The sequence below is a fragment of the Cognatundibacterium crateris genome, assembly GCF_010078235.1.
GTDB lineage: Bacteria > Pseudomonadota > Gammaproteobacteria > Burkholderiales > Burkholderiaceae_D > Undibacterium > Undibacterium crateris.
The window spans coordinates 405,262-417,552 of sequence record NZ_JAABOS010000003.1 but is presented as its reverse complement, the minus strand read 5'-3'; the positions used below and the strand labels follow the sequence as shown (position 1 = coordinate 417,552).

10 protein-coding genes are annotated in these 12,291 nt (G+C 53.0%); 8 read left to right on the top strand and 2 right to left on the bottom strand.

Annotated features, from left to right (window positions below):
- The first annotated feature begins 126 nt into the window (after nt 1-126).
- Complete coding sequence (locus EYB48_RS07895) at nt 127-753, top strand: methylamine utilization protein (RefSeq protein WP_162019780.1); 627 nt, start codon at nt 127-129, stop codon at nt 751-753.
- A gap of 152 nt (nt 754-905) precedes the next feature.
- Nucleotides 906-3,287, top strand: coding sequence for a putative bifunctional diguanylate cyclase/phosphodiesterase (locus EYB48_RS07890; protein WP_162019779.1), 2,382 nt, complete (start codon nt 906-908; stop codon nt 3,285-3,287).
- 37 nt (nt 3,288-3,324) lie between these two features.
- Here the strand turns inward: EYB48_RS07890 and EYB48_RS07885 are convergent, their stop codons facing one another.
- The gene (locus EYB48_RS07885) at nt 3,325-5,034 is read right to left on the bottom strand and encodes a diguanylate cyclase domain-containing protein (RefSeq protein WP_162019778.1); all 1,710 of its coding nucleotides are present in this window, start codon (nt 5,032-5,034) and stop codon (nt 3,325-3,327) included.
- Nucleotides 5,035-5,373: 339 nt separating this feature from the next.
- Between EYB48_RS07885 and EYB48_RS07880 the strand changes: the two genes are divergently transcribed.
- The 5 genes from EYB48_RS07880 to EYB48_RS07860 all read left to right on the top strand — a co-directional run bounded on the left by EYB48_RS07880 (nt 5,374) and on the right by EYB48_RS07860 (nt 9,662).
- A complete protein-coding gene (locus tag EYB48_RS07880; protein ID WP_235934962.1) occupies nt 5,374-6,279 on the top strand; it encodes a DUF3034 family protein in 906 nt (301 codons plus the stop codon).
- Between the two features lie 23 nt (nt 6,280-6,302).
- Nucleotides 6,303-6,734, top strand: coding sequence for a group I truncated hemoglobin (locus EYB48_RS07875; protein ID WP_162019776.1), 432 nt, complete (start codon nt 6,303-6,305; stop codon nt 6,732-6,734).
- Nucleotides 6,735-6,835: 101 nt separating this feature from the next.
- Complete coding sequence (locus EYB48_RS07870; protein WP_162019775.1) at nt 6,836-7,651, top strand: class I SAM-dependent methyltransferase; 816 nt, start codon at nt 6,836-6,838, stop codon at nt 7,649-7,651.
- A 67-nt stretch (nt 7,652-7,718) separates the two neighbouring features.
- Entirely contained in the window at nt 7,719-8,315 is a 597-nt protein-coding gene (locus EYB48_RS07865; protein WP_162019774.1) for a YceI family protein, read from the top strand.
- Nucleotides 8,316-8,366: 51 nt separating this feature from the next.
- Complete coding sequence (locus tag EYB48_RS07860; RefSeq protein ID WP_235934960.1) at nt 8,367-9,662, top strand: M24 family metallopeptidase; 1,296 nt, start codon at nt 8,367-8,369, stop codon at nt 9,660-9,662.
- A 73-nt stretch (nt 9,663-9,735) separates the two neighbouring features.
- Here the strand turns inward: EYB48_RS07860 and EYB48_RS07855 are convergent, their stop codons facing one another.
- Nucleotides 9,736-10,356 carry an OmpW/AlkL family protein gene (locus EYB48_RS07855; protein ID WP_162019773.1) on the bottom strand — a complete coding sequence of 207 codons (621 nt, stop codon included), beginning with the start codon at nt 10,354-10,356 and terminating at the stop codon, nt 9,736-9,738.
- Between the two features lie 184 nt (nt 10,357-10,540).
- Between EYB48_RS07855 and ettA the strand changes: the two genes are divergently transcribed.
- Complete coding sequence (gene ettA, locus EYB48_RS07850) at nt 10,541-12,208, top strand: energy-dependent translational throttle protein EttA (protein ID WP_162019772.1); 1,668 nt, start codon at nt 10,541-10,543, stop codon at nt 12,206-12,208.
- Nucleotides 12,209-12,291 lie beyond the last annotated feature (83 nt).

Here is a 12,291-nt window from a genome sequence, read left to right as displayed (position 1 = left end):
CTATCCCGGTATTGCAGCGCTGTACTTGTTAATTTCGATGCGATATAACAACAAAAGCTGATACTGCGATCCCTACATCTGTCGCTACACGCCTGCATTTACAAGAGATACTAGAAAGATTCAGCTATGTTACTGCCACGCTTACGCTTTGCGTCCTGCTTTCCACCGGTATTGACTGGGATGCTGCTGATGGCTGGCATGCAAACAGCTTATGCCAACAGAGTAGTACAAATTCTGGACAGCGAAGGGAAAGCTGTTGAAAACGCCGTAGTCAGCGCGGAAGCTGCTAACGGCAACCACACTGTGAAGGCAGGCAGCTACACCATAGAACAAAAGGACCGCAAATTCCTGCCTTTAGTCAGCGTGATTCCGGTCGGCAGTGCCGTCAGCTTCCCTAATAATGATACGGTGAAGCACCATGCCTATTCCTTTTCCGCCGCCAAGCGATTTGAACTTAAACTGTATTCTGGTAAACCCGGCAGTCCGGTGGTGTTCGACACACCAGGCACCGTGGTGATAGGTTGTAATATCCACGATCAGATGATCGCTTATGTGCAGGTCGTCAATACCCCATATTTCGCCAAAACGGATGCCAAAGGTTTTGCCACTTTAGCGAATTTACCCAGTGGGAAATACACACTGAAAGTCTGGCATTACAAAATGGCACCCGGCTCGGAAGGCATACAACAAAGCTGGCAAGCGGATGCAGAGGGTGCACCGTATCCAATCAGGCTGAATGGCAAATTCGACTAAGTCAGGACTGACGCAAAACCGCCCCAGCAGCGTTATGGCGCCTTGTCGTACACTGCGTACTGCCTGCGTCGCCATGCCTTGCCGGGACAATTTTGCGTCAGTCCTATAAATAAAACAGTATCTCAGCCAGTACTTCATTCACGAGAGAATTTATGCGTTTTCTGAGCCTGGAAGCAAGAATTATTACGCTCTTCATCAGCCTGCTGCTGGTGCTGCAACTGCTGGCCTATGGCTTTATTGACCAGGCGATTGATAAAAATGCGCGTAAGGTGCTCAGCGAAAATCTGCAATATCATGAAAACGTTTTCCAGCGACTCATAGAGAAAAATGCACAAAATCTGGTGCAGGCTGCCACCATCGTGGCTAAGGATTATGCCTTGCGCGACGCCATCAGCAGTAACGACATCCAGACCATCGTATCTGCGCTGCTGAATCATGGTGAACGTATTAATGCGGATTTGACCATGCTGGTCGGACTCGATGGGAATATTATCGCTGCCAGCAGCGATACACTGGCGCATGGGATGCAGGACCGGGTACAGCAGTTGATGCATGCCGCCAGCAATAAAGGCGGCGCCGCGAACATCGTCAGCCTGAATGGACGCCCCTATCAGCTGGTGATGGTGCCGATACTGGCACCGGTAGCAATCAGCTGGGTGGCGCTGGCCGTGCCGGTCGATCAGGTGCTGGTCAGGGAAATGCACGAACTGTCTCCGCTACAGGTCAGTATCGTCAGCGCTGCCAAAGACGGCGCGTGGGAAATGCAGAGCACCAGCCTGACTGAAGCCCAGGGCAAACAGCTGCTTGCATCACTGCCACGCGCGCTGCCTTCCAATAAGCTGATCACGACCATGCACATTGATCGGGATGAATACAGTTCACAACTGGTCGATATGAATGCCAGTGCAGGCCAGCATACTGTCGCTGTGCTGCAGTTATCGTTCAGCCGCACCGTGGCGCCATATAAGCTGCTGCAACGTAATCTGCTGATACTGAGCATAGTCGCTACCCTGCTGGCGATTATCATCAGTGCAGTCACTGCACGCCGTATCACTAACCCTTTACGCCAGTTGTCGGACACGGCCAGGCGTTTTGCAGCAGGCAATTATCAAGACGAAATTGCGATACGGCGCAGTGATGAAATCGGCGATCTGGCCAAGAGCTTCAGCCATATGCGCGATGCGATCGCCACCCGTGAAAAGGAAATCAGCCGGCTGGCTTACTGGGATACGCTCACGCATTTGCCCAATCGCGCGCTGTTCACTTCTATGCTCAATGATGCACTGGCTGCGGCTGCCACACGCGGCGATACGGTGCATGTGCTGATGCTGGATCTGGACCGCTTTAAATATGTGAATGACCTGATGGGGCATGAGTTTGGCGATCAGTTGCTGACCGAAGTCGCACAGCGCCTGAGCCAGCAGCTGGGCGCTGGTAAACCGAAACCTGCGCGGCTTGGTGGTGATGAATTCGCGGTGCTGCTGCCAGCCAGTACGCTGGAAGAAGCACAACAGACTGCGCGCGCAATCGCACAGTCATTTGAACGTCCAATCGCGATTGGTGAGCAAAATGTGGATATCGGTGCCGGCATCGGTATCGCCGCCTATCCGGCTCATGCCAGCGATGCCGCCAGTCTGATGAGCCGGGTTGAGGTCGCTATGTATGCGGCTAAACGCGCACGTCAGGGGGCCGTTACCTACTCGCCTGAGATTGATAAATCCAGCCAGAAAAATCTGTCACTGCTGTCAGATATGCGTGCAGCGCTGGGACAAAATCAGTTTCAGCTGTGGGTGCAGCCTAAAGTCAGTCTGTCAGACTACAAGCTGATCGGGGTAGAGGCGCTGGTACGCTGGGTACATCCTGAACGCGGCATGGTTTTCCCCGATCAATTCATCCCGTTTGCCGAACAATCCGGCTTTATCCGCAGCCTGACGCACTGGATCATGAACCAGGCGGCGCAGACCCTGAAACTGTGGCAGGCACAGGATATCGCACTGAAAATGTCGGTCAATATCTCCACCATGGATTTAATGGATCAGGATTTACCGCAAAAATTTGCAGCCATACTCCATGCACACACGCTTGCCCCGGCACAGTTTTGCCTGGAAATCACAGAGAGCGCAATTATGGATGATCCTGTGCGTGCCCATCAGACGCTGGACAATCTGCATGCGATGGGCATGGATTTGTCGATAGATGACTTCGGTACTGGCTACTCTTCACTCGCATATCTGAAGCAGCTACCGGTCAATGAGCTGAAAATTGATAAGTCTTTCGTGCTGAAAATGGATAGGGATAATGCGGACAGCCGCATCGTCAAGTCCACCATCGATCTGGCTCATAATATGCAGTTGAGGGTGGTCGCAGAAGGGGTAGAAAATCAACAGGTGATGCACTTGCTCAAAGAGCTGGGCTGTGATCAGGTACAGGGTTATTTCCTGAGCAAACCTATGCCGGCGAGCCAGTTACCGGCCTGGAAACAAGACTGGGAACAGCGTGCAGCGCAGCTGCAGCAGAACCAGGACGTAGCCTGAAGAGCAGGCGTTAAGCCTGAGAATTTAGGCCCGCGGTTCAAGCCCGATTCACGCGCTGTAATTTGCGGTCGCGTTTGCGGTTATACATGCGGCTGTCGGCAATTTTGATAAGACGCATGTAGTCATCTCCATCTTCCGGATAGCTGGCCCAGCCGATTGAGGCACCCACATCCACCATGGCATTTTCCAGTGCAATCGGCTCTTCCACCACTGCAGAGATTTTGTCGACCAGATGGTGAATATCGTTTGCCTTGCGTACATCTTTGATCAGCAACACAAATTCATCGCCGCCATAACGCGCCACATCGTCAGTATCGCGCACAGCAGCGCGCAATCTGGCGGCGGTAATCACCAGCACCTTATCGCCAGCGTCATGACCATAGTTATCATTCACAAATTTAAAACGGTCCAGATCGACGAACAGTAAGGTATAGCCCTGAATCTGCTCAGGATTGTCTTCTGCCAGTCGCTGAATATGGGTGATTTGGGCAAACAGCGATTCACGGTTGGCGACCTGGGTCAGTTTATCGAAACGCAGCTTGTTTTCCATTTCGCTGAAGGTTTCCGCCAGTATCCCGATTTCATCCGTGCGGCGTATATCCATTTTCGGCATAGGTTCGCCATTGCCGAATTTTTCTGCCGCTGCGGTCAGCTTGCGGATATCGCGTATCACGCGTTCCACGATGGTCAGACCTATAGTCAGCGCAAAAATAATGCAGGCTATCGCAATCACCACGCTCTGGAAAAAGCCCTGATTAATCGTGTTCATGAAATCTGCACGCGGTACGGCAACCACTGTCTGCCAGTTCAGTCCCTGTTTATTGCCAAGTGGAGACACCGCCACATCCACCGTCCCTTGCTCCAGCTCCAGCGACAGGGTTTCCTGCTGGGTCAGCACGCGGTTGCCAACTTTTTTGAAAGTCTCACTAATCAGGCTGGTCTTCATATCTGAAGCCCGCATGCGCTCAGGCAGACCATTGACTACACGTTCCGGTAATTCTTTGCCAGAAGTCGCCACGATAAAACCTTCGGCATCAACAATGTAAGCGACACTGTTTTTACTGATTTCCAGACGACTCAGAAAGTTCGACAATTCTTTAAGCGTCACATCGGTCGCGACCACACCGGCAAATTCGTGATTTTTCTGGAAAACCGATTTAGCCAGCGTAATAGTCGGATAGTGAAATGAGAAGTTATTGTAAATTTTTGACCAGACCGGCGTTTCCGAATTCATGGCCGCCTGATACCAGGGACGCTTGCGTGGATCAAACTGATCCTGACGGATTTTGACGGAGCGGTCGCCGATGGCTGTGACGCGGTAGACATCACGATGATCAGAATCCGGTTCACGTACAAATAACTGCACTTCACTGCGTGAAATACGATACACCCCCATAAAACGGCCATCTGTACCGCCGAAATACACATAATTATTCACGTCCATGAACAAACCGCTGGCGGCCCAGAATTTATCTTCAAGTACATGCAGATCGCTTGAGAAATCATGTTCTTTGGGTACACGTGTAGAGCTGGGCGCGACCGATTCCAACGCAGTCAGCGCACCGTCCAGATGCTTTTCAGAGGCGACATTGATACGGTTGACCATATCAACCAACACCCGTTGGGTCAGTGTGAATACCGCATCCGTACCAGCCTTCATGGATACCCAGGCAATCGCCGCGGATACACTGATGACCAGTATCGTGATGGGTATAACTAACTCGCGGCGTAAAGAGGAACGACTCATAAAGAATGGATAGCGACTAGGGTGTGACGTTCTTGTTTTCGTTATTTCTTTTTAACTGCAGATCACCGGGCTTACGCACAGCCTGATCATGCGCACTCTGTCTCTTTTCTGCAAGAGACAAGAAGCAATCCGGCAACAAGCCTATTTTGTTACAAATTCACACAAATCGCTAAGCATACTATGGAGTGTTGCCGCAAAGACAGTAAATATCTGGATTTAACATCTTTTTTCTGCTTTATGCGGCAGATGCAACAGAACACGCTAAAAAACCATACAAAAAGCATCATTTCCCAAAATCAACTAAGATTAAGCGATCGCGATGACGTACTGATGACGACTATGAGCAGACTTCAATTTTTCCAACTGAGTGCGGCAGCTTTGCTGAGTGCCAGTCTGATTCATGTGGCCCATGCACTGGAATTACCCGTTTCAGATCGTGGCAAACTGCTCGCGACTGCCGGGGTGAGCCAGGCAGAAGGCGCGGCCGGTGGCGGTCTGGTGCCCTGGGCCGTGATTGCAGGCTATGGCAGCGAAGACAGCGCTGGAGCGACCGCCTTCCTGACCCAGCTAAACACCCGTGATTACCGTCTGCGCAGCAGCGGCGTCGCGCTGGGCTGGCACGATAAGCTGGAAGTATCGCTGGCCAGGCAAGAATTCACCGGCAGTGAAGCACCGCTGGATCAGCTCAGACTCAGCCAGGATATCGTGGGCATCAAGCTCAAACTCAGTGGCGATCTGATTGCCGATCAGGACAGCTGGCGGCCGCAGCTGGCGGTCGGCGCAATGTTCAAACAAAGCCGTACCGTTGAAGGATTGTCTGCCTTAGGCGTCACTTCCGTGACTCAACTGGGTGCAGCGGACAGCAAGGGCGTGGATTACTATGTGTCTGCGACCAAACTACTATTAGCCAACAACCTATTACTCAACGGGACGCTGCGTCTGAGCAAAGGTAATCAACTTGGCTTACTGGGTTTTGGCGGGCCGCAATCGCAAAATTATCAATTACTGCCTGAGGTCTCTGCGGCCTATTTGTTAAGCCCGCACTGGGTAGTCGGTGCCGAATACCGGCAGCGCCCATCGAATCTGCAGATCGATCGTGAGAAAGCTGCAAAAGATGTGTTTCTGGCTTACTTCCCGAATAAGCAATTGTCACTGACACTGGCCTATGTCAGCCTGGGCGATATCACGGTATTCAATCCGCGTAATCAACAGGGCTGGTATTTGTCACTGCAACTCGCCAACTAATTAGCTCAATAAGTGGATCGCGTATGCGTCTTTTTTTAATCGCTGGCCTGAGTGCCCTGAGTTTCACACTAAGCGCGTCGGCGCAGACCCAAACTGACAGCCTGTATCAGGCGCTGGGTGGCAGCCCCGGTATTGCACGCGTGGTTGATCAGCTCATCGTCGAAATTCAGCAGGATGCACGCATCAGTCCGCAATTTAAAGAAACGAATATGAAGCGGCTGGCTGAACTGTTAAAAGAACAGCTCTGCGTGGTCAGCGATGGCCCCTGCCAATACAGCGGTGACGACATGCTGACGGTGCATGCGCAACTGGGTATCAAAAGCGCGGCTTTCAATGCGCTGGTCGAGGATTTGCAGGCAGCGATGCACAAAAACCATATCCCTTTCACTACCCAGAACCGCTTGCTGGCCAGACTGGCCGTGATGAAAAAAGATATCGTGGTATCAGCGCCCTGAGCACAGTATTCGATATGCACAGCGAAAGCCCTTCATGCAGCAGCCGGGAACTGTTGTGCGCTAATGCGGTCAGACAGCCACTCAGCCCACCGGAGACGTCCATGAATAAACTGTTACTCAGCGCCGCCCTGCTCGGCACCGCATTGCAAACGATCAGCCTGTCAGCCCATGCCGATCAGGCTTTGCAAGCCGCCATCAGTGGCAGCCATCGCAGCCCGGCCAATGTCGCACGCGACCCGGCGCGCCACCCGCTGGAAACCCTGCAATTCTTTGGTATCCGTCCCGACATGACCGTGGTTGAGTTGTCACCCGGCGGCGGCTGGTACACCGAAATCCTGGCGCCTTATCTGCGCCAAAACGGCAAGCTGATCGCAGCCGCCAATGATCCGGCCTCGGACAGTGACTATGGCAAACGTGCGTATGCGCGTCTGCGTCAGAAACTGGATGCCAATCCGGCCATCTATGATCAGGTCAGCACCGGCATCTTTGAACCACCGAAGAAAATCAGCTACGCCGCGCCTGGCAGCGTGGACATGGTACTGACCTTCCGTAATATCCATAACTGGATACCGGCTGGCGAAGCGAATGTGCAGGAAATTTTTAACAGTGCTTTCCGCAGTCTGAAGTCCGGTGGTGTGTTCGGCATCGTAGAGCACCGTTTGCCAGCATCGCGTACTCAGGATGAGAAAGCCAGCAGCGGCTATGTGCATCAGAGTTATGTGATAAGGTTGGCAGAACGCGCTGGTTTCAAGCTGGCTGGCAGTTCCGAGATCAATGCCAACCCCAAAGATAAGGCCGATCACGAAGGCGGCGTGTGGGCTTTGCCACCGACCTATGCCAACAAAGACAAAGACCGCGCAAACTATGAGTCTATCGGTGAAAGTGACCGCATGACGCTCAAATTTATCAAACCCTGATCGCCTGAAACGCATGCCGCGCATACTCACGGCAGCCACTCAGGAATAAAAACTGATGGAGGCCGGGATGTTGCGCCCACAGCTTAGCTTATGGCAGTTGCCGCTCATCGCGCTGCTGATCGCTGTCAGCACACCACTGCAGGCAGCGGATCGTTATCGTATCGACAGTGAACATACTTTTTCCAGTTTCGAGTATCTGCATTGGGGCCTGGCGCGCCAGAGCGGACGCTTCGATAGAAACAGCGGCAGCATACAAATTGACGCTGGCCAGAATGGCGGCGCTAAAAGCGGCAGTATTGACCTGAGTATCGATGCCGCCTCAGTCAATACCGGCTCAGACTTGTTCGATAAAACCTTACGTTCAGCCAGTTTTTTTGATGTGGCCAGCTTTCCGGCCATCCGTTTTCAATCAGACAAACTACTGTTTGAAGGCGAACAATTGCGCCAGGTTGAAGGCCAGTTAAGCATCAAGGGCATTACCCGGCCTGTGACTTTGCAGATCACTCACTTTCATTGCCGCTTCATGCTGCTGTACCTGAAACAGGCTTGCGGTGCTAATGGCGAGGCGACCGTCAAACGCAGTGATTTTGATCTGGGCCGTTACGTACCCTTTGTCAGCGATGACATCACACTGCGCTTCAGCATAGAAGCGATCCGCGAATAAAGCTCTGGCAGGGCTAAGCTGTGCGGATTTCCCCACAACTGCGCAGCAAAGATGGCAAGACAACCTGGAGTGGCGCAGGTAAGCTGTGCTGAATTCATCCGTTTTTCTGCTACCGATACGATCATGACATCCTCACAAATTGGCGGCTCCAGTGCCGCCATCGAATTAGCCGATATCCGCGCGCACATGCAGTTGCAGCCTGCGCTGTCGCAAGTGCAGCCCATTACGCCGCAAGAATTCCAGGACCGCGTCAACAAAGCAGCGCGGCTGATGCGCGAACAGGGCATCGCCGCGCTGCTGCTGCCAGCCGGCAGCAGTCTGTATTATTTCACCGGCTTGCGCTGGTATGCCAGCGAACGTCTGACAGCAGCCATCCTGACTCCGGACGCGCAGGTCGTATTCGTCACACCGGCCTTTGAAGAATCCAAGCTGCGTGAAACGCTGGGCGAACAGGCTGCCATACGCTTGTGGCAGGAAGAAGAAAACCCGGCGCTGCTGGTCAGACAATGGCTCAAAGATCTGGGCTGCGACCGTGGCCCGCTGGCAATCGACGAAAGCACGCCTTTCTTTGTGGCAGATGCCTTGCGCCAGGCCCTGCCTGAGCAGCCGCTGATCAATGGCGTAGTGATTACCGCTGAATGCCGTATGCATAAGTCTGCGCAGGAAATCGCTCTGATGCAAACAGCCAAGTCGATTACTTTGGATGTGCAAAGACGGGCGGCACGTATTTTACGGGAAGGGATCACCTCAACCGAGGTGAGCGATTTTATCGACAGCGCACACCGTGCCTATGGCGCTGGCCCGTCGACCTTCTGTATCGTGAGCTTCGGCGCACTGACGGCGATTCCACATGGCCCGGATGGGGTACAGACTCTGCGCGAAGGCGATAATGTGCTGATCGATACCGGCTGTAAGGTACAGCACTATCATTCCGACATCACACGCAGCTATGTGTTTGGCCAGCCCAGCGCACGTCAGCGCAGCATCTGGAACCTGGAAAAAGAAGCTCAGGAAGCCGCCTTCCATGCCGCACAATTGGGTGTCGCCTGCGAAGCGGTGGATGCTGCCGCGCGCCGGGTGCTGGCCGCCGCTGGTATGAGCCCTGACTATGCCTTACCGGGCTTGCCACACCGTACCGGTCACGGTATCGGACTGGATATCCATGAATGGACTTATCTGGTGCGCGGCAATACCCGTCCGCTCGCAGCAGGCATGTGCTTTTCCAATGAACCGATGATCTGCATAGAAGGCGAATTCGGCGTGCGGCTGGAAGATCATTTCTATATGACGGAGCAGGGCCCGCGCTGGTTCACCGGGCCCAGTGTGGCGGTTGATCAGCCATTCTGAGTGTGCAGCCATAGGCGCAACATAAAAAAAGCCGGCTGCTGCCGGCTTTTTATCCGAGGCCCCAGGGACAGGCTTAGAAACGGTAGCCTACGCCTACACCGACCAGCCATGGATCTACTTTCACTGCGCTGATTTTTGCGCCAGTTGCAGACAAAGTCACATCGCTGCGGATCTGTACTTTTTTCACGTCAAAATTCAGAGACCAGTTTTTGTCCAGTTTGTAATCGATACCAGCTTGCAGAGCCAGACCAAAGCTGCTTTTCTCCAGATCAGCTGCACCGTTGAGCAGGTTCACATCAGAGATGCGGGTGTAGTTCACACCAGCGCCTACATATGGGCTGAATTGTGCTTCTGGTGCAAAATGGTATTTTGCAGTCAGGGTTGGCGGCAGATGTTTGAAGTGACCGATGTTTTTGCCAGCCAGTTCCACATCATGTTTTTGTGGATAAGTCAGGATCAGTTCTGCAGAAATATTTGGTGTGAAGTAGTAGCTGATATCTACTTCAGGAATCGTTTTTTTGCTGACAGTGATCAGATCTGCTGCGCCAACGCCACCAACAGGATCAGAGCCATTCGCTGGTGAAATGTTGACGATACGTGCGCGTACCTGCCATGGGCTTTGTTCTGCTGCCATTGCCTGGGTAGCGGTCAAACCGATTGCTGCGAGAGAGAGAGCCAATGCGAGCTTTTTCATTTTGTTTTCCTTGGTTGTCGAAATTGATGAACCAAGTGTAGGCGTCTGCAGAACACGACAAGTTGTGCTAGATCAAAATTGATGCGCAGCACAAATTTGATGCAGATCAGGGAAAACCTGTCAGCCAGAGCGGCAATGAGGTATCCTTGCGTTCATTCATTTGTACACGGAAAACAACAGAAAAATGGCTAATTACGTCTATACCATGAACCGCGTCGGCAAAATCGTGCCGCCTAAACGTCAGATCCTGAAAGATATTTCGCTGTCTTTCTTCCCGGGTGCCAAGATCGGCGTGCTTGGGCTGAATGGCTCAGGTAAATCCTCGCTGCTGAAAATTATGGCAGGTCTGGATACCGATATTCAGGGTGAAGCCGTCCCTATGCCGAATCTGAACATCGGTTACCTGCCGCAGGAACCACAGTTAGATCCGGAACAGACGGTGCGTGAAGCTGTCGAGTCGGCACTGGGCGAAGTCTTCGCTGCCAAAGCCAGACTGGAAGAAGTGTATGCCGCGTATGCAGAAGAAAATGCGGACTTCGATGCACTTGCAGAAGAACAGGCCAGACTGGAAGCGATCATCTCTACCTCGGCCGGTGACAATGTAGAGCTGCAACTGGAAATGGCGGCGGATGCGCTGCGTTTGCCAGCCTGGGATGCCAAAATCGGCGTCTTGTCCGGTGGTGAAAAACGCCGCGTCGCGCTGTGCCGCCTGTTGTTGTCGAAACCCGACATGCTGCTGCTCGATGAACCAACCAACCATCTGGATGCAGAATCGGTGGACTGGCTGGAACAATTCCTGTGCCGTTTCCCTGGCACTGTCGTAGCGATCACGCATGACCGCTACTTCCTCGACAATGCCGCTGAATGGATCCTGGAGCTCGACCGTGGTGCAGGTATTCCATGGAAAGGCAATTACTCTTCCTGGCTGGATCAGAAACAAGCGCGTCTGAAACAGGAAGAAGCGACCGAATCAGCGCGCCAGAAAGCGCTGCAAAAAGAGCTGGAATGGTCACGTCAGAATCCGAAAGCACGCCAGGCCAAGAGCAAGGCACGTCTGGCCCGCTTCAATGAAATGAGCGAGCACGAATACCAGAAACGCAATGAAACCCAGGAGATCTTTATCCCTGTGGCTGAGCGTCTGGGCAATGAAGTCATCGAATTCAAGAATGTCTCTAAGGCCTTTGGTGACCGTCTGCTGATCGATAACCTGAGCTTCAAGATTCCACCTGGCGCCATCGTCGGTATCATCGGCCCTAACGGTGCCGGTAAATCCACGCTGTTCAAAATGATCAAAGGTCTGGAACAGCCGGACAGCGGTGAAGTGGTGCTGGGTCAGACCGCTAAAATCTCGCTGGTCGATCAGTCACGTGAAGATTTGGGCAATACTAAAACCGTGTTCGAAGATGTCGCCAATGGTGCAGACTTGCTGACCGTAGGCCGTTTCGAAATGCCATCGCGCGCCTATCTGGGACGCTTCAATTTCAAAGGCGGCGATCAGCAAAAGATCGTGGGCAATCTGTCCGGTGGTGAACGCGGCCGTCTGCATCTGGCCAAAACCCTGCTGCAAGGCGGTAATGTGCTGCTGCTGGATGAACCATCCAATGATCTGGACGTGGAAACCCTGCGCGCACTGGAAGACGCCTTGCTGGAATTCGCTGGCAGCGTGATGGTGATCTCGCATGACCGCTGGTTCCTGGACCGTATCGCCACCCATATCCTGGCGTTTGAAGGCAATTCCCAGGCCGTCTTCTTTGACGGTAATTACCAGGAATATGAAGCCGACAAGAAGAAGCGTCTGGGTGAGGAAGGTGCCAAACCTAAGCGTATCCGCTACAAACCTTTGACGGTGTAAAGCTGGCGGGGCATACTGTACAGCAGTCGGCCGGAAGCTGTCTTCCGGCTGTTTTCCGGCTGTTCTCCGCTTTCTCTGTGTCG